Origin of the sequence: uncultured Psychroserpens sp., from assembly GCF_947494225.1 — a bacterium.
Classification (GTDB): domain Bacteria; phylum Bacteroidota; class Bacteroidia; order Flavobacteriales; family Flavobacteriaceae; genus Psychroserpens.
Genome location: NZ_CANLUG010000001.1, coordinates 504,344 through 529,076 on the forward strand (window position 1 = coordinate 504,344; position 24,733 = coordinate 529,076).

The window sequence follows — 24,733 nt, forward strand, 5'->3', positions numbered from 1 at the left end:
ATAATTTGTGGAGAACCCTTGCTTTTGACTTTTAAAGCGAGGGTTTACCATATACTTATTCTTCGTGGGTCACCTCTTCTATATCGAAAGGTTTTCCTAAATAGACAAGTTTAGAATTTTCACCAATAGTATCCACTTCCTTATTATAAGACGAAATAATATGAATCTCATTGTCACCGTCTTTAACAAACAATGGAATCATGTCTTTATTGGTGTTAGTGATATCAATTAATGCGTTATAGTGTTCTTTATCATTAATACTTATTTCTTGTATTGATGGGTGTCGCTTTGCGACTTCAGAGAGTGAGTTATAATCATCGGTATGCGAAAATAACCCTTCATGAGGGATGTTGTTTTCATCTAAGACCTCTTCTCTTGAGACCAATCTAAACGATCCATTTTCTCCAAACTGTTTACTAAACTTATTGATGGCATATTTGTTTATATCTGTGTTTCCTGTGAGTGCCATAAGATATCCAACATCATTTAATTCTATATTATCCATTAATGTATCTGAATAGATATTAGTGCTCAATGCCTCTAAACCTAATTCTTTAGCTTTTGCGATATTACTTTCGTTGCTATCAATAAGTACTACATGTCTGCCGTTTGACTCTAAGTAATGCCCTAATAAGCGGGATACTTTTGAAGCTCCAACAATTAGTATTCCATTAGATTTAGTAAGAAAAACGCCTACCCATTTTGCAAATAATCTTGCTGTAGTTGCATTTAATAAAACTGTACCAAGCACAATCATAAACACTAAAGGTGTAATATATTGGGCGCCAGTAACACCTTTACTTGCTAATTTAAGTCCGAAAAGGGAAGCAATACCTGCGGCAACAATACCACGAGGACCAACCCAACTTATAAATAGCTTTTCATTTAATTTTAACTTAGAACCATGTGTACTTAAAAACACCCCTAGAGGTCTAATTACAAATACTACTGCTGCAAAAAGTAATGCTGTTTTCCAATTATAAATAAGTAAGAGTTCATCAAAGTTAATATTCGCTGCCAGAAGTATAAATAATATTGATATGAGCAGTACACTTAAAGACTCTTTGAAGTATAAAATGTCCTTTAGGTAGGGAGAGTTTGAATTTCCTAAAACCATTCCCATAACTACAACTGCCAATAAACCAGACTCATGAGCAAATGCATCAGACAACACAAAAACACCCAATACTGCAGCTAATGAAAATACATTCATAAGATAATGTGGCACTAGTTTTTTATTTAATATAAAGTTTAATGCATGCGCAAACGTAAAACCAAATGTAGAACCAAAAAGTACAATTTTTCCAAATTCAATTAGTGCAGTCTTGGTAAATTCTCCACCTGCATCTACGCTTATAAACTCATACACTAATACAGCAACTAAAGCCCCAATTGGGTCAATTAAAATACCTTCCCATTTTAATACAGCCGAAATGTCTTTCTTTAAAGGAATGTTTCTTAAAATAGGTGTAATTACTGTTGGTCCTGTAACAATAATTAACCCAGAAAATAAGAACGAAATCTCCCAGCTTAAATTAAATATAAAATGAGCGGCTATTGCAGCACCAAAAAAGGTGACAAGAGACCCTACTGTTATGAGTTTGGTAATTACTGGACCAACATTTTTTATTTCACTTAATTTTAATGTAAGTCCGCCTTCAAAAAGAATAATACTAATGGCAAGAGATACAAAATAGAATAGGCTTTCTCCAGGAAACAACCCTTCCTTTTGATTCCATATAGGCTCAATCCATTTTGTGCCATCTCCAGATAAAAATTCGGCTGCAATTGGTCCAACTAAAAGCCCAATTAAAATTAGCGGTAAAATTGCTGGTATTTTAAATTTCCAAGCTACCCATTGCGCCAATATTCCTAAGATAATAATTCCTGCTAATTCTAACATAAATTCAAAATTTTGAAACCTAAAGGTAAATCAATTTTAACAACTTCAAAAACAATAAAAATACGAGTAAGCATTTATTGTTTCAGTAAGCCCAAAAAAAATATTACCTTACCGCCCGAATTGATTTTTATAGCCCTTGACTGACAAAATTTTCCATACCATTGGGGTAGGAGTTGCTTTTTCTCCCAACCTGAAGGCTAATATTTATGAAGCGGCACGATTGTCCTTGCTTTTTGAGAGCACTCTGGTGCTTATTCATGTTGGCGAATTGTCTGAAGAAAAAGAACAACAGCTTCTAGATATACTTCAGCCTTTTATAGATCAAAACCTCAACTATGAAATGGTTTTTAAAACAGGAGACCCTGTTGATGTTATTCTATCTATTTCCGAAGAAAAAAAAGTAGACCTTTTAATTTTAGGAGCGCTTCAAAAAGAAAATCTTGTACAGTACTATTTAGGAACTATCGCTAGAAAAATAACAAGGCAAGCAAAATGTTCTATTTTGTTACTCATTAAACCATCTGTAGAGCGTATTGCTTGTAAACACATAGTGGTTAATGGTCTTGATGACCCGAAAACAAAACAGACAATTTCTACCGCCTATTTTGTGTCACACAAATTAGGATCTAAGCGCATTACAATCGTAGAAGAAATTACAAAACAAGAAGTTGCTGTTAGCGTAGATGATGATAAATCACTTCGGAAATCGGCAATCGTTAAAGAACGTCTTAAACATAGGGAAGAGTCTCGTGTAAGAAATATTATTTCTGAAGTTCCTGATGCCTATAAAAAAGATTTAGAGACAAAAACACAATCTATTTTTGGAAAAAGAGGTTATAGTATTGGGCATTATGCTCAATTTATAAGAGCCGACTTATTAGTGATGAATGCACCAATGAAATCTGGTTTTTGGGATCGTTTATTTCCACATGATATCGAATATATTTTATCTGAATTACCAACTGATGTTTTAATAATTAGATGACGCCAAAGAAAAACAATACAGCCCTTTTTTTTAAGCAACTCCCTAAAAATATCTTTTCAGGGTTTGTAGTAAGTCTTATTGCTTTGCCATTAGGTTTAGGCCTTGCTATGGCTAGTAATGCACCTGCCATCGCGGGAGTTATTACAGCTATCGTTGGAGGTGTTATTGTTTCTATTTTAGGAGGTAGTCATGTAACGATTACAGGCCCAGGAAACGGCTTGGTTATTGTAACACTTGGAGCTATTAGTACTTTAGGGTTGGAAGCGGCATATGCTGCTATTATTTGTTCGGGAGTTTTGCTAATGCTTCTTGGGTTTTTACGTATGGGCAACCTTGCCGATTTTTTCCCCTCATCAGCTATTCAGGGTATGTTAGCTGCCATTGGGCTTATCATTTTAGGAAAACAATTTCATATAATGTTTGGTCATGAAATTGTTCGAGATAGTCCGATAAGCTACCTCATCGAAATTCCTTACACAATAAAAGATGCTTTACATTATGAAAACACAGGCTTAATTTATGCGGCAGCAGCTGGTATTTTAAGCTTGTTTATCATGGTTTTCTATTCTAAAATAAGAAACAAATACTTACAACTCATTCCTGCTCCAATGTGGATTGTTATTTTATCGATAGGCTTTAGCTATTATTTTGAAATGGTGTTACATCAAGACAACCCAATTGCTAGAGAATATATGGTTCCTGCGATTCCTACATTTTCTGAAATCACAACGCAATTACCAAAAGTCTCTTTTGCAAATATTGGTGGCTTGGCGTTTTGGGGAAGTGTTATATCGTTAACACTAATTGCGAGTATCGAGTCTTTGTTAAGTATTAAAGCAGTAGATAAATTAGACCCTGAAAAGAGACGCTCAAACGTTAATAGAGATTTAAAAGCCTTAGGTTTAGGAACTATTGGAAGTGGGTTTTTAGGTGGTTTAAATGTGGTTACAGTTATTGCAAGAAGTTCAGTAAATGTTAATAATGGCGGAACCAATAGATCGGCTAACTTTTCTCATGCCTTTTTCCTTGTTGTTTTTATCGTACTCTTTAGCACACAAATGACAAGAATTCCTTTGCCTGCCCTAATGGCTATTCTTGTATATACAGGTTATAAATTGGCGTCACCTGATTTAATTAAAAAGATCTTTTCCGTAGGGAAAGAGCAACTTATTATCTTTTTTGTTACGCTTTTAATAACCTTAAAACTTGGGTTAATCATTGGGATTTCGGCAGGTGTACTTGTTACTGTTATCATCCATTTTATCATCAACAAAAATGTAACACTATTTTTAAGACACTGGGTAAAACCAAATGTCTTAATGTTTAAAGAAGAAGACGCAACATCCAACTATTATGTGAGTGTCAAGCATTTCTGTTCTTTCGCCAACTTTTATAGACTGAAACAAAAATTAGATGCTATTTCAGAAGATAATGATGTTATCGTAGATTTCTCTATGTGTGAGTTCGTTGATCACACGGTCATGGAAAACCTTCATAACTATCAAAGTGCATTTGCAAAAAAAGGAGGGCATTTTGATATTATTGGATTAGACATGCATGATGCCGATTCTAAACACCCGTTTGCTTTAAGGAAACTTGCTGCAGTACCTAAACTCTTTGGATACAACCTAACCAAAAGACAAGAAAACCTAGAAACAATAGCTAAAGATTACAGTCTCTCATATAGTGCCGATAAGAATAAAAACACCGATTTTTTAAGCCCTTTCTTGTTTTTTAAAACGAAACAACCAAAGCATATTTATAATGAGTTAATCGATAGCACCAATCAATTTAAGTTGTTTGATATCGAGTTTTCGGAAGGTGAATTTATCGCTAAAGAAGTCGTAAGAGCATCAATGTTACACATTGATCTAAATACGTCTATTCCTGTTTTCTCATTAGACAGAGAGACCTTAATAGACAAGGTATATGCTATAGCTGGGTTTTCTGATATTAACTTTGAACAACATCAAGACTTTTCGAAACGCTTTCATTTAGTAGGTGAAAACACAGGTACAATTAAACAGTTTTTTAATGACGATTTAGTTCATTTCTTTGAGAGCAATCCATATTATCATATAGAGTCTAATGGAAATAGTTTACTTATTTTTAGTAAGCAACGTTTAGCAAGTACAAAAGAAATAAAAGCGCTTTTAGATTTTGGAAAACGACTAAAATCTGTGATTTCATCTGATATTCTTTAATTTTAGAAACCAGACACTCGTCACAACAACTCTCATAAGTTAATATCGTATTGCTATTGCATTACTATTCAATTCATAATAAACTGCTAAAACCTATCGTGTTCATTATCTTATTTATTAATTTGCATCCATGAATTTATATCCTGTTAATGCTGGAAATTTCAAACTCGACGGAGGCGCTATGTTTGGTGTTGTCCCTAAATCATTATGGACAAGAACCAATCCTGCCGATGCCAACAACATGATAGACATAGCGGCACGCTGTTTGCTTATTGAAGATGGAAACCGATTAATTTTAATCGATACAGGTATGGGAAATAAGCAAAGTGACAAGTTTTATGGCTACTACCATCTTTGGGGTAATGACTCTATAGATAACTCGCTAAAAGCATATGGGTTTCATCGCAACGACATCACAGATGTATTCATGACTCATTTGCATTTTGATCATTGTGGCGGAAGTATTCAATGGAATAAAGACAAAACTGGCTATGAACCCGCCTTTCAAAATGCACACTTTTGGAGTAACGAAAACCATTGGAAATGGGCAACTCAGCCCAATCGTCGTGAAAAGGCTTCATTTTTAAAAGAAAATATATTACCTATGGAGGACAGTGGGCACCTTAAGTTCACCAGACTCCCAGAAACTGATATACTAAAAAACTCTGCATTAGGTTTCGATATTTTTTTTGCTAATGGTCATACCGAAAAACAAATGATTCCTATGATTCATTACCAAGGAAAGACCATTTGTTTTATGGCAGATTTACTGCCTACAGTAGGGCATTTACCTATACCTTTTGTAATGGGGTATGATACTAGACCCTTATTAACTTTAGATGAAAAAGAGCGCTTTTTAAACCTAGCCGCAGATCAAAATTTCTATTTATTTTTGGAGCACGATGCTCATAATGAGATTATAAGCGTTCAACACACCGAAAAAGGTGTTCGACTAAAAGACACTTATACTACAAACGATATTTTTAATTAATATGACTATGAAAAATGTATTTAAACCCGTAATCTATTCAATATTCATTTCAACTATTATGTTGAGCTGTGGATCAACAACAGGCGTGCTTTCTACTCCTGTTGAAAATATAGATACATCACCTATTAAAGAATCTGAATTTACCGAACAAGAGCAAAACACTTGGTCGCATTTAGATTTGGCAAAAGACACCATTCCTGGAATGAGCGTCGATAAAGCTTATAAAGACATCATTAAAGGAAAAAAGGGGCAAACAGTAATTGTGGCTGTTATTGATTCTGGAACAGATATAGACCATGAAGATTTAGATGATGTTCTTTGGACAAACAAAGATGAAATTCCGAACAACGGAAAAGACGACGATAATAATGGGTATGTTGATGATATTCATGGTTGGAATTTTTTAGGAGATGCCTACGACGAACAATTAGAATATGTACGATTATTGGCATCTGGAGATAAAAGTAACCCACGATATGCCGAAGCTGAAGCCTTGTACAAGACTGAATATGAAAAATATTCTGGTTATAAAGCACAGTACGATCAAATTTACCAAGCCGTAGTGTCTGCCGATGATAAATTAAAAGCACACTTTGGAAAAGCTGATTACACAAAAAAAGAAGTCGCTGCTATTAAAACCGAAGACGAAGCCTTAGGACGAGCAAAACAAGTGGCTCAATTTATTTATAGCAACGATATTGAGTCTTTAGCTGCAGCCAGAAAAGAAATAAAAGGCGATTTAGAAGGTATTAATGAGCGTTTAAATGCTAACCTCAACAAAAACTTAAAAGGTCGTAAAACAGGTGATAATCCAAATGACTTAAATGATAAACCTGGTTATGGAAACAACAATCCTAGACCCTCTCGAAAAAGTGAAAGTCATGGTACACATGTTACTGGAATAATTGCTGCCGAGCGCAATAATGGAAAAGGGATGAATGGTGTGGCTAATAACGTAGAAATAATGGCCATTCGTTCAACACCTAACGGAGACGAATACGATAAAGACGTGGCATTAGCTATTCGTTATGCTGCAGATAATGGCGCAAAGGTCATCAATGCGAGTTTTGGGAAATCATTCTCTCCACATAGTGATTGGGTAAGAGATGCAATTGTGTATGCTGCAGAAAAAGATGTGTTATTTGTGCATGCCGCAGGAAACGATAGTGCAGATATTGATGTGGTTAAAAACTTCCCAAATGATGCTGTTGGTACTGGTCCTGAAGTTGCAGATAATTTTATTACTGTAGGATCACTTACGCAAAATTATGGGTCTGATATGGTCTCTGGTTTTTCAAACTATGGTAAAGTAAATGTAGATGTATTTGCTCCTGGAAGTGATATTTATTCAACCATGCCTGAAAATGAATACGATTTAAATAGCGGCACCTCAATGGCCGCTCCAAATGTAGCTGGTGTTGCGGCCTTAATTCGTTCGCAATATCCAAGTTTAACTGCTGCTCAGGTTAAAAAAATCCTTATGGATTCTGGTCTTCCTATAAAAGCAAAAGTGACAGTTGGTGAAAATAAAGACGCTAAAACACTTTCAGAAATTTCAACTTCTGGGAAAATTGTTAATGCTTATAACGCATTAATCATGGCATCGCAAGTTGCAAATTCTAAATAAATTAAATTTTAGTATTATGAGATTTAAAATTGGTTCAATATTGTGTGTCTGTATGATATTGTTTTCTTCGGAAATCATCGCACAAAACAACACAATTACCTATAAAAAAGATGGGTATTGGCAACAACAAGCCGATTACACCATGAGTATTGATATGGATGTAGAATCCTATCAATTTAAGGGCACTCAAAATATAAAATACACAAATAATTCACCCGATGTTTTAGACAAAGTGTTTTATCACTTGTACTTTAATGCGTTTCAACCAGGAAGTGAAATGGATGCGCGTATACAAAGTATAAAGGATCCAGATGGAAGAATGGCCACTAATGTTGGAACAAAAGAAAATCCTATCTATGAAAGTAGAATTGCGAAATTAAATCCAGATGAAATTGGTTATATCAAAGTAAAGTCGTTAAAACAAAACGGAAAAACACTATCACACGAACTTTCTGGAACTGTTTTAGAGGTTAAACTCAATACCCCGATTCAACCAGGCGAAACTGTTGATTTTGATATGGTTTTTGATGGTCAGGTGCCTGTTCAAATTCGCCGTTCGGGACGTAATAATAAAGAAGGGGTTGCCCTCTCTATGGCACAATGGTATCCTAAATTAGCAGAATATGACGACGAAGGTTGGCATGCTAACGCTTATATAGCAAGGGAATTTCATGGTGTGTGGGGAAATTTTGATGTTAAAATTACCATTGACAAAAATTATACTATTGGTGGTACTGGTTACTTACAAAACCCCGAAGACATTGGACATGGTTATACAGATAAGGAAGTTGTTACTAAAGGAAAAAAGCTCACTTGGCATTTTATAGCGCCTAATGTTCATGACTTTACTTGGGCAGCAGATCCAGAATACATTCATGATCGATTACAAGTTGCCAATGGACCAATGCTTCATTTCTTTTATAAAAAGACAATGCCTCAAGAAAAATTAGACAACTGGAAAAAGCTCCAACCTATTTCAGCACGACTAATGGACTATTACAGTGAGCATGTTGGGAAATATCCATACAAACAATATTCTGTCATCCAAGGTGGCGATGGTGGTATGGAGTATGGAATGTGTACACTTATTGTTGGTGAAGGCAGCATTAATGGCTTAATTGGTGTTACTGCTCACGAAATGGCACATAGCTGGTTTCAGTTTATATTGGCTAGTAATGAATCTAAACATGAGTGGATGGATGAAGGTTTCACGAGCTATATTGAAGACCAAGCTTTGCATGCTTTAACAAATTCAAACAGAACCAATCCTTATACTGGTGGTTATAATGGCTATATTAATTTAGCCAAATCTGGTTTAGAGCAACCGCTTACAACACATGCCGATCGCTATGCTGTTAATCGGGCGTACTCGAGATCAGCTTATAGTAAAGGTGAAGTGTTTTTAGCACAACTAGGCTATATAATGGGTGAAGACAATTTAAAGAAAACCATCAAAAAGTACTTTGCCGATTTTTCGTTTAAACACCCAAAACCTATGGATATCATTCGGACTGCCGAAAAAATATCAGGCATGGAATTGGATTGGTATTTAATGGATTTTGGTCAAACGACCAACACCATAGACTATGCGGTTAAAAGTGTTGATGGAAATACGGTAACCTTAGAACGTATTGGCCTCATGCCAATGCCTATTGATCTAACTGTAACTTATACAGACGGTTCTACCGAAGATTTTTACATTCCGTTGCGTCAAATGCGTGGAGAAAAAGTAACGTCGGCAACAACAAAAGCCGATTGGGCTTGGGCGTATCCAACGTATAGTTTAGAAACCTCGAAGCCTGTAAAGGCTGTACAAATTGATCCTAATCAATTTATGGCAGATATCAATAAGGACAATAATACCTACTCTGTTTCTGAATAAATAAACTTTATATCATAAAAAAACCTCAGCAATAGCTGAGGTTTTTTTATTTCCTTTTTCATTTATAATGCATTCAAAATTGCTTTAGGGTCTGCTCGTAATTTATAATCTTCTTCAATGAAATGATACCTAATCTTTCCTGAAGTATCTATAACATAAGTTGCCGAAATAGGCAGCTCATTATTATCATTTTGCTGACTTTTATTTAAATCTATTTTAAACCTATTAGCATATAGCGCTACTAAATCTTCTGGTAATTGATAGGCTAAATTTAAAGATTTTGCTAAGGCATTATTTGTGTCTGTTAACACTTCAAAGTCTAAGTTGTTTTTTTCGGTCGTAGATAAGGAATTATCAGGACTTTCAGGGCTTATGGCTACCAATTGAGCACCTCTACTTTTAAACTCTGGCAAGGCATCCTGTAAGGCTCTTAATTCGATATTACAGTAAGGGCACCATCCTCCTCTATAAAATGCTACAATCAAAGGTCCTTGTTCTAATAAACTTCTTGAAGATACCTCAATTCCTTTGGCATTAGATAATGTAAACTCCGGAAACGTATCTCCTGTTTTTAACGCTTTATGCGTGAGTTCTGAGGCCGATAATTGATCAATCGCATCACGCATAATGAGCTTTACGGCTTCAGGATATTTTAAAGCAGATTGATCTGCATGGGCTTTTAGTATTTCGGTAAGAGACATCTATTTTCTTTTTGACATTGGTCTCTATTATTTAAATAGCCTTACACCAATACCAATGTTATGTGTAGGCTCTTGTAATTGATTAAGGTTTGCTCTATAACTCACAAACCATTTTCCTTTTCGGTTGTATTGTAAACCCAAACTGATATTATCAAAGCGGTTTTGGTTGCCTCCTATTTCAGAAAAGAGATACAGACCACTTCTATAGGTTTTTGGATATTCAATGGTTTTAGTCACTGTGATTTCTCTCGGCACTTTCAGTTTGTATGCTATCTCACTATCTAATAGTTGTCCGTCTACTAAGTTGTAACTAAAAATATCGATGTCATCATTACTAAGCGTATCTTTATAAGCTCTGGCTTTTACAAAGGCAGACGAATCTTTAGTTTGCGGCCTGGTTTTATATACCGTTTTAATATAATCTCGATCTACATAAACGGTTTGATATTTTATGGTTTGCACTTTAAAGGTGTCTATTTTAGTTTGCCAAACAGTATCTCTAACAATAGTTATTTGGGGGCTATCTTCGGTTTTAGAATTGCCTTTACTGCATTGTCTAAGCAGCATATTAAAAATGACAATCGCTAAAATCGTTAATAGCAGTGTTTTTTCTGTTGATATATGTGGTGTTTTCATAATTTGCTGTTTTAATGAAAGCCTCTGTCTCTAAGTGGTTTTGCTTCCTAAAACTCACTTAGAGACATCATAGGCTTAATGTTTTGTTACTTTACTCAGAATCGGGTTTTGATTTCGATTCATCATCTTCTGTAAGCGTTTCTATGGTTTCCTTAAGCGGTGTTAATTTGATTACATTAACTAAGGCTTTAAAAGGGTTAACACCATAAATAGTATTGTAGTTCTCTAAGATGGATTTGATCTCTGTAATAGCGATAAATCCAGCAATAATCTTTAAAAACGGCACCTCATTAACAATGTGCTTTTCTAAAAAGAACGCTGCTAAAATGACGAGGTTGTAGATAAAGAATTTAGAAATGGTGTGCCCAATTCTAGAACTACGAATAGGTATTTGATTTTTTAATGAGGCATACGCGCCTGTAATAAAATCGACAATGATTAAAAACACCATTGTTACCATAACTGCAGTAACAGGAGATAGGAGTGCTAGCAACCAAAACAAAAATTTGATTACTTTTTCCATATCTATTGTTTTATAGGTTATTCTTTTGGTGCTAGTTGTCTATAATCTAGCACTCTATGTTTTGGGTATGCCTTGATACATACCATGTTACGTTGGTTTCCTCCAAGAACATACACATAGCTTTTTGTGGCTTTAATGAAAAATCCAACATGACCTTTCCAACTCTTAGGTGATTCGCGCCAAAACACGACAATATCACCTACGTTTGGCGTTGCTGTTGATGTGCCTATGCGCAACCAACTTCTTGCGGTTAGTTTCCCTGAATATTCATATCCAGAGGTTTTAGCCACCCAATTAGTAAACGCACTACACCATGCTGTTTCGTCTTTAAGTTTTGAGCCATCAAAACCAATTTCATTAAAGTATTTTAAAATTCTAAGGTTGTCTTTGGAGCCAACAGTTTCCTTAACGCCATACTCAGATAGCGCTTTAGTGATCATATTCATCATTTAAAATGGTATTTAATTTAAGTGAATAAAAATGTATTCACCTCAAGAAACATCGTGTTGATATTCACACATATGTTTAAATTGATTTTAAGTAGACCAAACTCTATATCTAAGATATCTTTTGTTGATGTTTTTCTTAACCAGAATAGGATATATCTAGATTTTACGAGTTTCCACTTAACACGAATTGTTATTAACTAAGGTTAAACCTTGTTAGAAAAGCGAATACAAATATAATCATATTACAAAATATATACAAACATTTCACAAAGATTATGTGTTAAATTTTGTAATTTGTTTTATGCGGTTTTAGTAATGCCGTCTAATATTTTGAGAAGTGTTGGATGCCTATGATTACCATGCATCTCTTTTATAAATTGTGCAGCTTCGGCGACATCTATACCAATGGCTGAAATGTGCAGTGGATTGTTGCTTGTGCCTCTTAGCACCTCTATAATGGTATTTTTATTGGCATGAAAGGCACGTTTAGCCACACCAATAATTGGAACCTGGTTGTGTAATGCCTCATATAAATATCCACCTAAACCAAACTGACCATCATTATCGACATACACATGACCATCAACCAAAATAGCCTGTAAGTCGTTACGATTTACTTTCGAAATTACCTCTAGCAGACAAGGTAATTCGCGTTTATAGAATTCGCCTGGTTGATAAGGCGCTATGTCTTCTAAAGTGCTAATAAGTGTTTCTTGAGGTGTCTCATCATCTTTGGTTAAAAAGGTGACACCTACACTTTTGGCGTAGTTATCTTTATAGTGAACGTCTAAGGCGAGATACATTTTTGTTGTTTTACGGATTAAATTATTATTCTGTGGTTATTTCTGCCCATTCGTAGTCATCACACAGCTGTCCTGTTTCGATAAAGTCTTTTAGTATTTGATAGGCTATGGTTTTGTGACATAGATTTGCGCTAGAGATACTCATTTCTTGCCCTCCAACATAATGTTTATGCATACTAATAGGATCATTATTAATCGTAGGTGAGAGATAGTCTGGGTGCTGCATAATAAATATACCTTCTTTAATTTTAAAAAATATCAAACGCTGCTGATCGTCAATATGGATTGCCGAATCCCCTGAACCTTCTTCCCAACTGTGATAGGGTTTATTTAAAACATCTTGCAAATGGTTTAAATCACTAAATTTTGCTTCTTCGCCAAAATTGTTTGTATATGTATAGGTCATATTTTTAATAGTGATACGTAAGAGTTCTATTTAATTAGTTTTATTAATTCTCGTAATATTTGATACCGTTTTCTCCAATATAATCAAAGTCTCCGTTTTCCATTTTAATCTTATATATTCTATAATCTTCTTTGGCGTTTAGGTCAATAAATTCTGGAAAAGATATCTCGTCATAATCCGTAAAAAAAAGCGCTTTTTTAGCATGGTTGTACATGCCTTTTTGCTGGTTTCTCTCTAATTTAAAAACATCATAGCCATTGTTATTTATGCTATCCATTTCCGTAGGTAAAATAACGTTTGAATCTTCATCTATAAGTCCGAATTTACCTTCCTTTTCAACAATAAACAACACCTTTTGTCCCATGGCGTTATAATCTTTAACCTGAGTTGGTTCTTCGTATAACATTCTATAAGCGACCTCTATAGCATCGTATTCGGGCTTGATGGTTTTATTGGATTTTATCAGGAGTACACCATGTTTATCACCATTAGAAATACGATTTAAAATATTGCTTTCTTTTGTAATTGAAGTAACCATAGTGCTAAAAAAGTCATCGTCAAAAATGTCTTCGCCTGTGATGCCTATTCCTGTATTGTTTACGATAGATTCACGAGAAGTCTCCCCATTAAGCGTTATGTCCCAATGGGTTAATAGTCTTAATTCTTCTTCGTCTGTTGCAGCTTCAATAGCGTCATACTCGAGAGGGATAATGAAGTCTCCGTTATAATCTACCAGCCCATATTTATCGTCTCGTTTTACTTTTAGGTATTGGTTATCGGCTTCCACTTCGTCATAGATAGGCTCTAAAATAAGTTGGTCTTTAAAAAACACACCAATTGTATTGCTATTAGAGGTCACTTCGAAAAAGACAAATTCGGTATCATAAGGATCTACAACCTCAGCATTTTTGTACTGATTAGAGCATTTGATATTGTCTTTATTAATGACATAAAAACGTCCGTTCTTTTTAACTAGAGCGCGATAACTGTCTAGATCTGAAAGCTCTGTTTGATAAAAAAAATCCACCTTATCATATTGTGGGTCGATAAGTATATCGCCCCAAATATTAGCGTAGCCCCAAAGTTTGCCTTTGCGGTAAGGTACCGGTTGGTTAAGCGATTGTTGGTAGTATTGCTCTAAAAAATCGTCTGTCATGAATTGTTGAGGCTTAAATTATAAACACGTTCTAAAATTAAGACAATTTGGCTTTAAAAAAAGCACACATTTAAAATGTGTGCTTTTTATAAATCATTTATTGGCACGGATTACAAATCCGCGCTATCGGGGTTAGTAAATTATCTTGTCTTTATTAACATGTATGGTAAAACCTTGCTCTATAGCTTCAACGTGGGCTATAGGACTGTCTGTAACGCGATAAGTTATTTGAGTTTCCCCTTCTTTAATATAATCCAGGCCCTCTAACTCTGTTTCTATCCACATAAATACATTTGATTGAGGTTGTTTAAAACGCACTGTAACACTTCTGACATCATTTAGTATTTCAGATTCCACAGTCATTGGTTCAATGTCTTGCGCCTTTCTGGTGTTAATATCTTTATACTTTGGTATGCCTTGCTCATCAAGACCATGCATAGAAGTTTTTAAATATGAAAACTCTATAGGATATCGATCTCTGAATATCCATACTAATGTTTTAACAAAATCTTCTGTACTACTTTCTAATAGTTGATTACAAAATATTTCCTCATTAGGAAAATGTAGTTCTCTCCATTTAGGGTCATCCCAGTCCTCTTTCCCTACGGCTGTTTTATATATGCTTCTATAATATAGCCATTCTGATTTGTTTCTATCTATCATAATAAATTGTTTTTGCTGTTATATAATTACTCGGTAATCTAATACATTTTTAAAAATATCTAATAAAAATTCTTCCTTAAAATCCTCTAATAGTATACGATCATTCAATAAGTTCATATCAAGATTAAACTGCTTAACCCAGTATTTTACTTTTCTTCTATAAATGTCCATAATATCATCTACTTCTCTTTTAGTAATTTTTGCGCCTTGTTTAAGTCTTAGGCTATATATCACATCATCAGTATTAATAGCTCGTATTTCTTTAAGTTGAAATTCAAAAAAAGTTGTAATATCGCTGGAACTAAACCTGGAAAAATTTGGGTGATTATGAGTATATACTGCTCCTTTTAAACTTTCTATTCTTGGTTTAGTAAGTACCCCTTCATCAAAAATATCATCCCAATCTACAAATCCATGTTTTTTAGAGGTTACTGGCTTAATTGTTCGGAATCCTTTCTTATCATTATGAACAAAAGCCCATTCCAATTGATCTTCCGGTTTCACTTTTCCAGTAGGGTTTGCAAGTTTAAGTATGTCTTCCTCTGCTTTTTTTACAACTTTAGAAACATCATCAACACTTTTGCTTAAAAATCTAGCATATAATCTTGCAACACCACCAAAACCAGAAAGCCCTCTGCCAGTGGTAGAACTAGCCATTTGGCGCATTTCTGTTATTATCTTGGTTTTTCTAACTGAGTCTAGTTTGTTGCCATCGATAACCAAATCGTCTAAATGGTTTTCTAGCTCCTTTTCATATTTTAAAAGATCGTCTGCACTCTTACGTAATCCACTCTTTATGGCTGCGGTAAGTTCGCCTCCTAAAGATAGCATTTCTAACCAAAATAAAAAGGTACTGAGTTCTTTCCAAAAAGGCGATTTATTTAAATCTGCCAGCTTTATCAACGCATTTACCGTGCCACTACTTATCTCAATAGCACCAGAAGCCAAACGTATCTTTGAAACCACACTTGCATACTTCCTCGCTTTATCAAATTTGTTAAATCTAGACGCTACTTTAGCGATCTTTGATAAATGCCTAAACTTAGCAATATTACCAACACCAGATAATGTGGTTATAATGTCTACACCATATTCTATACCAGTTACAACATTACTCCAAAAACTTTTATCTTCATTGGCTTTTAAGAAAAATGCTGGAATATACTTTGGTATTGGAATAGCGCTTTCTTGCTCGACATCTACAAGCATTAATGGATGGAAATAATGGTAGGTATAATTATTCTGTTCTTCTACTAATTGATTAATAGCCTTACCCGCTCCAGGATCAAACACACTAATAGCATTATCTACCCAAGTTTCATCCTCGGTCACATAAATGTTGTTATTAGAGATAAAATCAAAATTCTTGTTGCTACTATAAAACCCTATGAATTTTTCCGACTTATAAGGTATTGGTAATGGACCATCGCTAGCTTTAAATAAAGTATTATCTAAATCTGTAAATGTACTTTTTACCCATGTATCATATAAAAACCAAATCAAAGAGACAAAATTCTCGCCATCCATACCTTTATAAAGTATAGAAAAACGTGTTTCCTTGTTTTCTCTTTCTTTAATAAGTTTTAGCAAAAATGCATCTGGACTAGTAGATGTTTCTAGCAACCCTTTAAGTAAGTGCAACACAATATCTTCAGTATCTAGACCTATGTTGTTTATTGAGCCTTCTAAAACTTTATCTAGAACCGTCCATAAGAAATTTTTATCTAATTTCTTAAAATGAAAGGTTGGCACATAGTACAAAACCTCTAATATTTTATTATTGTTTCTTGTATTCAATAAATCATCTACAAAACTTGTATAGTCATCAAAAAAAGCCTGTCTTTCTCTGGTCACATCAAAGTCATCCAACTCATTGAAATAATAAAATATCGTGGCATTCAAAAACAAAAGTTGCGCCCCGAAATGATTGAATTTTAGCTCTAAAACAGGATCGCCTAAAAAGCTATTGTTTGGCACTCCTTTTTCATAATAATTATACCTTAGTTTTGTTTGCCTACAATTAAGATCAATTTTAGGAAAAAGATGCATTAAGCCTGGTTTTTGATTCTTAATAAATTCAACCTTTCTCTTAGCTAAAGAGATATTATTATATGCTCTAGAATATCCCGTGGGATCTAGTTCTGCCCAAACCGTCTCAAGCTTTTCTCCAGAGTAACCTTCTGCATCCTTAAATTGAAAAGAATATTCTCCTGATGGATTGTTTTTTAAATCTTTAGGATGGTATGTAATTTGTTCTGGTAATACTACCACCTCATTTAAAGGCAAATAAATACACTTTTCTAACTCTGAACTGTAATAAAATGTATAACCCACTTTTACTTCGGTAAACGACAAAGGGTTATTAACATGCCAATCTCCATAAGGTAGTTTCTTATATTGATAATGGTCTTCTCCATCTATTTCTATTGGTTTTCTTATATAATACTCTATTTCATCATTAGATATTGTTCTTAAATACAACCTTGAATAATAAGCATTATAAAGATGTTGCAATGTATAATAACCATCGTGGTTTTTTATCTTTTCCTTATCCACATAGATATAATCTTCCTCATGAAATGGAGCATTTAAATCAAAATCTTCGGTAATAATAATTGCTGGTCTATGTGTGGTTTTAGCCTCATTTTCTTCATCTTGCCTCGTATATCTCAGATATTCAATTATTTTATTAAAATCACTCATGATTTTCTTTTTTTATTGTTAAACATTCGTTTAAAACAAACCTCACCCTGTCCCTCTCTCAAAGACCTTGAGAGAGGGTAGGTTTTGATATACTGAAACAAGTTCAGTAGTAACAAAAAGGGTAAGGATGCTAAGTTATTAGACTAAGTCGTCTATGGCATTCTTAATAGATTGCATAGAGATTTGCGCCACAACTTGTCTTGGAGTGTCGTCGGTATTTAACTGTAAATAACCATTAACGATATCTACATTTTCAATATGACGTTCTCCATCACTTTCAGAAATACCAATCTCGGCATCGTTTAATTCAAACTGCTGTGATTGTGGTACCTCATCTGGATTTTCAAAATCAGAAAGATCATCTAAATACGGTAAGGCTTTATTAACGTTTAAGCCAATACTTTGTGCTTGCAATATGGTAAGCGCTGTTGGCACTCTAGTAGCCCAAGCTTTACCAAGTTTTTCACCTTCTGGCTGACGTAATTCTTCAACAAGAGATAAGTACAACTCGTCTTCTATTACAGGAACTTCTCCACCATTCCAAATCTGACCAGTTTGCATGTAATAACGAACCGCTTCTTCAAAGCCTGGACGTACTGTTACAATAACTCTCGCCATACCTGCTTGCATGAAATTTCTAAATAATGGATCGTTGGTTTCATCATACTGATATAAGTTAGACCAGTCTTGACGATTACCCCAATAGTAAGGATACAGGTTATACGACATGATATCCCATTCAAAGGCTTGCTCCATAAACTTCACAAAAGCTGAGTAGTTATCTAAAGCCTGATTTACATTAACTTCAAGATTACCAAAAGTTGCTGGGCCTCCACCTGTTGTTGTAAATAAGTTAGACTTTCCGTAGGTGTTTTGTGCACCTGGATTTTGGTCTATTAAATAAGAAATACAGTTTTTACGTAAGATCTTATTCTCAAACTCGCGATAGAACCCTGGGTTTGTCCCTTTAATTTGAACACCTAATTCGGTTTCAGCTTCAAGTTTTTCATTAAATGCTGCTAAAGCATCTTCATAAGCATCAATGATAGCCTTAAAAGTCTCTTGTTTCCATTTGTTTTCGTGTTCTGTTGTTAATCTACATCTAACTGATGCAGAAACATCTCCACTAATATGGTTACCAAGCGTATAAGATACTGGAACTTCATTAACAAATTCGGCAATAGGACCAGTTAACTGTAATGAGTATCTTCCAAACGAATTATTATACGTTTTTGTATAGTCTCCAATAGTTAACGACAAGATATTTCCTTGTAAATCACCATCACTAGATGCGTTAAAGATCCCTCTAGCACTAACAGTTTTGTAACCTTCAGGAACCTTAATTTTACCATTACCAGAATTAGATTCGGTATGACTTAAGGATGATCCTCCATTTAAATTAACATGGAACGATTCCCCAACAGAAATGTACTGTTTTGGCTTAGGGTTAAACTCAACGTTGTACTTTCCTGCCCAATATTTCAGTTTAGAATCGGTAAGCATTGTGAAATCCTTAAGGCTTTGCGTTGTTGATTTTCTTGGATCTGTAGGTTCAACTAACATCGTATCATTAGTGTTACCTGCATTATTTTCGGCCATTCCAAGTTTATGTAATTTTCCTGGTTGAGGTACCATAAATTCAAACATCAAACGCTTACCATAATTGATCACTTGGTTTTTAAAGATCTTATCTACCCAACGGAAAACACCTACCACGTGCTTGTCTCCTTTGCGGTTATCAAACCCATGAGAATTGTTTTCTTCGAACTCTTCGACAATTTTCTCGATACGTTCTTCTTTTACTTTAGTTACGATTCTATCAAGCGCGCGTTCTGTAATATCTTTAGAGTTTGTAATCGCTTGAAGCGTACTTTGCTCTTTAGAATTATGCGTTGCGTAATTCGCGTTAGCAAACAAACTAAGTTTCTCTGTTGGGTTATAATTAACACCTGCAGAAGCGCTAAAATCTTTACTGTCTGCAATCACCTTAGATACTTCATTTTGCATCTCAAAACGCTCTGTAGAAGTCGTATCGGTCAATTGCTCTCTTTCAGATTCAGAAGAACTTGTAAATGTGTCTTCTTTTCGACGTAAACGTCTTGTGCTACGCTCTTTAAACTCACGAGCCATAACGTTTTCAATATGCGCTACATCACCTTCCACATAACCTTGAGTAGATTGCTCTACTTTATTATAATCTGCAATACCTAATTGCTTTACGCCAAAACCACTTGGTACAAATGGTGTTTCGTTAGATGTTCCTGGATTTGGTGGATTATCATTATCATTTGGATCAATGATTTCACCAATTAATACACCCGAAGTACAAGTTCTTAATACAAAATCTGGTGTGCTAAACGTTTTAACTACGCCATTTGTAAATATAATTGTTCCAGAAAAAGAGACTAGTTGTGGCTGATCTGAAAGACGAGGCCATCCTATATTAATGTTCTTTAAAAAGATCGTATTTCCTAACCTTAATACACTGTAGGTTTCTAAACCATTGTTGGTATGGTCTTGATCTGTGCGCTCTAAGGTATAATCGAAACTTGCAACCTGCCATGATGCATCTGGAACACTAATTCTAAGATCAGCGTTATATTTCAATCCAAAAGGCGGCTTCACAATTGGTTTAGAACACAATTGATATGAAAAATCTGGGAATGTATTTCCTGTATTTACAGGAACAACCACACCACCAACACTTACTAAAGTCGTGCCTTCATCTTCGGCGTTTTCTGAAATTGTATTATCATTCCCAGAAATCACCTCATGAATGTGTCCGTCAATATCTGTGAAGCCTTCATAGTCTTCAGTAAACGTATCAAATGTCGGTTGTTCGATGCGTTCCATACTTCCAGATTTTTCCTCTACACCTCCTAAAACTAAATCTGATAGCGTTTCAAAGCTTTCTGGGCTTAGTTTTGATTGTAAAAATTCAAAATCTAATTCTTTTCTGAAATCAAACTTGAAATCTGGTAATACAGGTTCTGGAATTGTATTAGGTTGGTTACATGGGTCTTTAGGATCGTAATCGACATTAGGATCTTTAATTTCACACCATCGTTTCTTTTCGGCCTCTACATCTTTAGTGTATTGATCGAGAATAGGCTTAACCTCCTTTTGGTAACCAGCTTCTGCGAGCTCTAATGCTGCGGTTCTTTCCTTTTGATAGGCTTTTTCAACACGCTTTAACTCTTTAGACAATTGGTTTAATTGTTGGTTGTGAAACTCGGCTTGAGCAATACGTTGTTGCTTAGCCATATCGCTTGTTGGAACTGATGCTTTAGGCGCTTCATCTTTAGAGGCACTTACTTTCTGCTGATTAGCATTTTCAGATTCACTATCACCAAACAATGCTTTAGGTAATACGACTTTAGCATTTAATAAAGCGTCTAACCTATTTTTGTCTCCACCATAGTTAGACAGCACATGATTGGCAATCAATAACTGGATGATTGTTTCTTTGGCATAAAATGTTTCTTGCGTTAAGGTTTGATAAAATAAATTATCCCATAATCTACCTAAAACCTCTTTATCTTCTATTGCTCGAAGTGGTTGGATCATTTCCAAAAACTTTTCAACATCATAAGACAAACGGTTTTTAGCAATTGACACTGATAGCTCATATAATGCCGGATCAATTTTTTTGATGGCTTCTACAGATAAAGCCTCAAAAGATGCGGCGGCCGTTTTCATGGCTTGCCATTTTGATGCGCTATCTGTAAGACTAGCAACTGCAGTATCAAAAGCTCCCTTAGTAACACCATCGTCTCTAAAAACAAAGCCATCTAATGGTTTGTTGTCGTCTGTTAACTCAGGGGCTCTCATCGATACAAATCGAAAGAGTGTGTTTTTAATTTCTGTACTCATTTTTAATTTTTTAAAGTTTATACTTGTTTTTATTAAGCTCAATTAAGAACTGTTATCGTTTCGCTTTTCTAACAGTTAACCTTAACGTAAAGCCCTAATAACTAAAGGCATAAACTTCTATCGTATTCAATAAAATGTTGGAATACGATACTCTTGTAGATTTTAATAAGACATCTTTTGGATTTAAAATCTGAAGAAAATGCTAATAAAATCCCACAAATGTTTGATTTTTAACTAATTTTAGTATCTTAGCATCTAAATAGAGTACAAATATAAAACATTTTACAAATTAAAACAAACAAATTGCAGATAATTTTGTAAAAAGTTATATTTAAAAACATCAAGATTATGGAACAGATCGATGAAAAAATCACAGCCATTATTAATCATTTTCATTTAAACAATTATGCGTTCTCTAAACGCATTGGTGTTACTGGAACCACTATAGATAGTATAGTTAATGGTAGGCCACAAGCAGATGGCTCTCGCAAAAAAACCAAACCTGGTTACGATGTACTCTCTTCAATTATTGACGAATTTAATATCAATCCCGATTACCTCTTTGGAAAAAGTAAGGTGATGTTAAAATCAGAGCTTCCAAATACTCCAACATATTCTGGAATGCCACAAGTTATTTCTACCACTCCTGATGGTGAAGAAAATGTAGTTTATGTTCCTGCAAAAGCGAGAGCTGGTTACTTAGATGGTTATGGCGATGCCGAATACATTGAAACCTTGCCTGCGTTTCATATGCCGCAATTAACAAATGGTACGTTCAGATGTTTTGAAGTCAAGGGAAATTCTATGGTACGTACATTTTTTGATGGTGATATGGTGTTTGGTCGCTATGTTGAAGATTTTAACGATATTAAAGATGGTCGGGTTTATGTAATTATTAGTAAAAATGATGGCGTGGTTTTAAAACGTGTGATAAACCGTATTGGAGAGCGAGGAAAACTTATCCTAAAGAGTGATAACAAAGATGGAAATTATCCAACTTATACCATTAATGCAGAAGATATTATGGAGGTTTGGTATGTCACCATGTTTGCTTCTAAACAAATGCCAGAACCTATCGATGTGTATGATAGGCTTCATGAATTGGAGAGCAAAGTTGTAGACCTTCAACAACTCATTTCTCAAAATTCTAAAAATTAAATGTCGCTTTCTTATTCTAATAAAGAAAAGCTGAAAAGCAAAAAATTAATCGAAGAGCTCTTTTCCGAAGGACAATCGATGGTCACTTACCCATTGCGCCTAGTCTATTTAAAAGCCAGCTTCGATGAGGAGGGCGTTCAATTTAAAACTGGAGTTTCTGTAAGCAAACGTCATTTTAAAAATGCTGTAGATAGAAACCAAATTAAGCGCTTACTTAGAGAAGCCTATCGTCTTAATAAAGCAGAGTATTTTAACAACATTTTATCGTCTTATGCGTTAATGATTTTGTACATTGGTAAGGATGGTACAGATTTTGATTCTGTAAACTCAAAAATGAAACAACTTTTAGATGCTTTTTCTAAAAAAGTATCCCAACAATAAATGATGGAAATCATGAGAAAACTACTACGCAGGCGGATAATCGTTCCGTTATTAGCTTTAACTATTTTTTTTGGTGGAACCGCTTTCAAAAGCGATTTTTTTGAAATTGCTAAACAAATAGAAATCTTCACTACGCTCTTTAAAGAGCTCAATATGAATTATGTAGATGAAACCAATCCTGGTGATCTTATGGATACTGCGATTAAAAGTATGCTTGAAGATTTAGATCCTTATACTAACTATTATAACGAACAAGATGTTGAATCTGCCAGAATAAATAATGCTGGCGATTATACTGGTATTGGAGCCAACGTACTTACTTTAAAAGACAAGTTGGTGATCGTAGAACCTTATAAAGATTATGCTGCAGACAAAGCTGGACTCAAAGCTGGAGACGAAATTATTAAAGTTGATAATGTTGTAGTTGCCGATTTTAAAGATGATGCCGGAAACTTGCTTCAAGGTGCAGCCGGAACCAACGTAAATGTCACCTATCTTAGAGAGGGTAAAACCGAAACAGCAACTATTAAAAGAGAGGCTGTTGATATTCATGCTGTGCCTCATTATTCGATGGTTAATGATAATATTGGATATATAGTACTTAGAAAATTTAATGAAAAAACATCTGCTGAAACGATAAGTGCATTACGTGCTTTAAAAAATCAAGGTGCCGAAAAACTAATTTTAGATTTGCGTGGAAACCCAGGAGGATTATTGCGTGAAGCTGTAAATGTTACTAATATTTTTGTGCCGAAAAATCAACTTGTTGTAACCACAAAATCTAAAGTTAAAAAGTATAACAAAACCTATTACACTTCAAAAGAACCTATAGATACAGAAATTCCTTTAGTTGTACTTATTGATGGTAGTAGTGCTTCTGCTAGTGAAATTGTCTCTGGAGCTTTACAGGATTTAGATCGTGCTGTTGTAGTTGGCGCACGTAGTTTTGGGAAGGGTCTTGTTCAACGACCTAAGAAGCTCACATATGGTACACAAATGAAAATTACCATTTCAAGATATTATACACCTTCTGGCCGCTGTATTCAGGCTTTAGATTATTGGAATCGTGACGAAAATGGAAATGCAACAAGAGTAAAACAAGAAAATTATAATGCCTTTAAAACAAAAAAGGGACGTACTGTTTATGATGGTGGAGGTGTACAGCCTGATTTAGAATTAGATGCTACAAAACTGAGTACGATTACCAAGGCAATTATTGACGAAAACCTCATCTTTAAGTATGCAACGGCATATTATTATTCGCATGATGTTACAGACTTGAATAACTTTAGTTTGAAGGATTCAGATTTTAATGATTTCAAAAAGTTCTTAGCTGCTAATAACTTTAACTTTGAAACACAAACAGAAAAAGCCTTTGCAAATGCACTTTCAGTGGCAAAAGAAGAGTACTTAAATGAAGAAATCAATGCAGATTACACTGATTTGATTTCGGCTTTAAATCGTTATAAAAGCAAAGCAATTGACGACAATAAAACACAATTATTATCCCTGCTTTCTGATGAAATAGTAAAGCGTTACTTCTATCGTGAAGGTTTATATACCTACTATGTTGCCAATAATTTTGAAATTCAAAAAGCTGTTGAAATATTAAAAAACCCATCTAATTATTTGAGTTATCTAGATTGATACTGACTTAAAAATTTGATGAAAACGTTAAAAAAAATTATA

The 24,733-nt window shown here is 34.6% G+C and carries 19 protein-coding genes; 8 read left to right on the forward strand and 11 right to left on the reverse strand.

The features are described 5' to 3' along the window. Positions 1–55 precede the first annotated feature (55 nt). Entirely contained in the window at positions 56–1,903 is a 1,848-nt protein-coding gene (locus tag Q0893_RS02255) for a sodium:proton antiporter (RefSeq protein ID WP_298901177.1), read from the reverse strand. Positions 1,904–2,039: 136 nt separating this feature from the next. On the opposite strand from Q0893_RS02255, the gene Q0893_RS02260 reads away from it, so the two are divergent. The 5 genes from Q0893_RS02260 (at position 2,040) to Q0893_RS02280 (ending at position 9,592) form a co-directional block, all read left to right on the forward strand. Further along, the gene (locus tag Q0893_RS02260; RefSeq protein WP_298901176.1) at positions 2,040–2,888 is read left to right on the forward strand and encodes a universal stress protein; all 849 of its coding nucleotides are present in this window, start codon (positions 2,040–2,042) and stop codon (positions 2,886–2,888) included. Next, complete coding sequence (locus Q0893_RS02265; RefSeq protein WP_298901175.1) at positions 2,885–5,092, forward strand: SulP family inorganic anion transporter; 2,208 nt, start codon at positions 2,885–2,887, stop codon at positions 5,090–5,092. Before Q0893_RS02260 ends, Q0893_RS02265 begins: the two co-directional genes overlap by 4 nt. A 130-nt stretch (positions 5,093–5,222) precedes the next feature. After that, positions 5,223–6,083: an MBL fold metallo-hydrolase gene (locus Q0893_RS02270; protein ID WP_298901174.1), complete on the forward strand. Its 861-nt coding sequence runs from the start codon at positions 5,223–5,225 to the stop codon at positions 6,081–6,083. Positions 6,084–6,090: 7 nt separating this feature from the next. Further along, a complete protein-coding gene (locus Q0893_RS02275; RefSeq protein WP_298901173.1) occupies positions 6,091–7,710 on the forward strand; it encodes a S8 family peptidase in 1,620 nt (539 codons plus the stop codon). Between the two features lie 16 nt (positions 7,711–7,726). Then, on the forward strand, positions 7,727–9,592 hold the full coding sequence (locus Q0893_RS02280; protein ID WP_298901172.1) for a M1 family metallopeptidase: 1,866 nt from the start codon (positions 7,727–7,729) through the stop codon (positions 9,590–9,592). A gap of 62 nt (positions 9,593–9,654) precedes the next feature. Here the strand turns inward: Q0893_RS02280 and Q0893_RS02285 are convergent, their stop codons facing one another. The 10 genes from Q0893_RS02285 to Q0893_RS02330 all read right to left on the reverse strand — a co-directional run bounded on the left by Q0893_RS02285 (position 9,655) and on the right by Q0893_RS02330 (position 21,505). Beyond that, positions 9,655–10,293, reverse strand: a complete 639-nt coding sequence (locus tag Q0893_RS02285; RefSeq protein ID WP_299272207.1) for a peroxiredoxin-like family protein — start codon at positions 10,291–10,293, stop codon at positions 9,655–9,657. A 27-nt stretch (positions 10,294–10,320) separates the two neighbouring features. Next, positions 10,321–10,929, reverse strand: a complete 609-nt coding sequence (locus tag Q0893_RS02290; protein WP_298901170.1) for a hypothetical protein — start codon at positions 10,927–10,929, stop codon at positions 10,321–10,323. A 91-nt stretch (positions 10,930–11,020) separates the two neighbouring features. Beyond that, entirely contained in the window at positions 11,021–11,452 is a 432-nt protein-coding gene (locus Q0893_RS02295) for a phage holin family protein (protein WP_299272210.1), read from the reverse strand. A gap of 17 nt (positions 11,453–11,469) precedes the next feature. Next, positions 11,470–11,901, reverse strand: a complete 432-nt coding sequence (locus tag Q0893_RS02300) for a TIGR02594 family protein (RefSeq protein WP_366915877.1) — start codon at positions 11,899–11,901, stop codon at positions 11,470–11,472. Positions 11,902–12,200: 299 nt separating this feature from the next. Then, positions 12,201–12,722: an endonuclease V gene (locus Q0893_RS02305; protein WP_299272653.1), complete on the reverse strand. Its 522-nt coding sequence runs from the start codon at positions 12,720–12,722 to the stop codon at positions 12,201–12,203. A gap of 7 nt (positions 12,723–12,729) precedes the next feature. Then, positions 12,730–13,110: a hypothetical protein gene (locus tag Q0893_RS02310; protein ID WP_298901166.1), complete on the reverse strand. Its 381-nt coding sequence runs from the start codon at positions 13,108–13,110 to the stop codon at positions 12,730–12,732. Between the two features lie 43 nt (positions 13,111–13,153). Beyond that, positions 13,154–14,266: a WG repeat-containing protein gene (locus tag Q0893_RS02315; RefSeq protein WP_299272212.1), complete on the reverse strand. Its 1,113-nt coding sequence runs from the start codon at positions 14,264–14,266 to the stop codon at positions 13,154–13,156. Positions 14,267–14,398: 132 nt separating this feature from the next. After that, positions 14,399–14,929 (reverse strand): hypothetical protein, encoded by a 531-nt coding sequence (locus Q0893_RS02320; RefSeq protein ID WP_298901163.1) that lies wholly within the window; start codon positions 14,927–14,929, stop codon positions 14,399–14,401. Between the two features lie 18 nt (positions 14,930–14,947). Beyond that, positions 14,948–17,632 (reverse strand): hypothetical protein, encoded by a 2,685-nt coding sequence (locus tag Q0893_RS02325; protein ID WP_299272215.1) that lies wholly within the window; start codon positions 17,630–17,632, stop codon positions 14,948–14,950. 138 nt (positions 17,633–17,770) lie between these two features. Next, positions 17,771–21,505 (reverse strand): hypothetical protein, encoded by a 3,735-nt coding sequence (locus tag Q0893_RS02330; RefSeq protein WP_299272217.1) that lies wholly within the window; start codon positions 21,503–21,505, stop codon positions 17,771–17,773. Between the two features lie 348 nt (positions 21,506–21,853). Here Q0893_RS02330 and Q0893_RS02335 point away from each other — a divergent pair, with 348 nt between their 5' ends. From Q0893_RS02335 to Q0893_RS02345, 3 genes are read left to right on the forward strand one after another with little or no spacing between them, the layout of a single operon-like run. Then, entirely contained in the window at positions 21,854–22,663 is an 810-nt protein-coding gene (locus Q0893_RS02335) for a LexA family transcriptional regulator (RefSeq protein ID WP_298901160.1), read from the forward strand. Beyond that, positions 22,664–23,044 carry a ribonuclease P protein component gene (gene rnpA / locus Q0893_RS02340; protein ID WP_298901159.1) on the forward strand — a complete coding sequence of 127 codons (381 nt, stop codon included), beginning with the start codon at positions 22,664–22,666 and terminating at the stop codon, positions 23,042–23,044. A 12-nt stretch (positions 23,045–23,056) separates the two neighbouring features. Then, positions 23,057–24,691, forward strand: a complete 1,635-nt coding sequence (locus Q0893_RS02345; protein ID WP_298901158.1) for a S41 family peptidase — start codon at positions 23,057–23,059, stop codon at positions 24,689–24,691. Positions 24,692–24,733 lie beyond the last annotated feature (42 nt).

Excerpts from the sequence above, each read along its gene's own strand:
- Q0893_RS02255 (WP_298901177.1), bottom strand. The coding sequence starts at position 1,903 with ATGTTAGAATTAGCAGGAATTATTATCTTAGGAATATTGGCGCAATGG.
- Q0893_RS02265 (WP_298901175.1), top strand. The coding sequence starts at position 2,885 with ATGACGCCAAAGAAAAACAATACAGCCCTTTTTTTTAAGCAACTCCCT.
- Q0893_RS02270 (WP_298901174.1), top strand. The coding sequence starts at position 5,223 with ATGAATTTATATCCTGTTAATGCTGGAAATTTCAAACTCGACGGAGGC.
- Q0893_RS02275 (WP_298901173.1), top strand. The coding sequence starts at position 6,091 with ATGAAAAATGTATTTAAACCCGTAATCTATTCAATATTCATTTCAACT.
- Q0893_RS02280 (WP_298901172.1), top strand. The coding sequence starts at position 7,727 with ATGAGATTTAAAATTGGTTCAATATTGTGTGTCTGTATGATATTGTTT.
- Q0893_RS02285 (WP_299272207.1), bottom strand. The coding sequence starts at position 10,293 with ATGTCTCTTACCGAAATACTAAAAGCCCATGCAGATCAATCTGCTTTA.
- Q0893_RS02290 (WP_298901170.1), bottom strand. The coding sequence starts at position 10,929 with ATGAAAACACCACATATATCAACAGAAAAAACACTGCTATTAACGATT.
- Q0893_RS02295 (WP_299272210.1), bottom strand. The coding sequence starts at position 11,452 with ATGGAAAAAGTAATCAAATTTTTGTTTTGGTTGCTAGCACTCCTATCT.
- Q0893_RS02300 (WP_366915877.1), bottom strand. The coding sequence starts at position 11,901 with ATGATGAATATGATCACTAAAGCGCTATCTGAGTATGGCGTTAAGGAA.
- Q0893_RS02310 (WP_298901166.1), bottom strand. The coding sequence starts at position 13,110 with ATGACCTATACATATACAAACAATTTTGGCGAAGAAGCAAAATTTAGT.
- Q0893_RS02315 (WP_299272212.1), bottom strand. The coding sequence starts at position 14,266 with ATGACAGACGATTTTTTAGAGCAATACTACCAACAATCGCTTAACCAA.
- Q0893_RS02320 (WP_298901163.1), bottom strand. The coding sequence starts at position 14,929 with ATGATAGATAGAAACAAATCAGAATGGCTATATTATAGAAGCATATAT.
- Q0893_RS02325 (WP_299272215.1), bottom strand. The coding sequence starts at position 17,632 with ATGAGTGATTTTAATAAAATAATTGAATATCTGAGATATACGAGGCAA.
- Q0893_RS02330 (WP_299272217.1), bottom strand. The coding sequence starts at position 21,505 with ATGAGTACAGAAATTAAAAACACACTCTTTCGATTTGTATCGATGAGA.
- Q0893_RS02335 (WP_298901160.1), top strand. The coding sequence starts at position 21,854 with ATGGAACAGATCGATGAAAAAATCACAGCCATTATTAATCATTTTCAT.
- rnpA (WP_298901159.1), top strand. The coding sequence starts at position 22,664 with ATGTCGCTTTCTTATTCTAATAAAGAAAAGCTGAAAAGCAAAAAATTA.
- Q0893_RS02345 (WP_298901158.1), top strand. The coding sequence starts at position 23,057 with ATGAGAAAACTACTACGCAGGCGGATAATCGTTCCGTTATTAGCTTTA.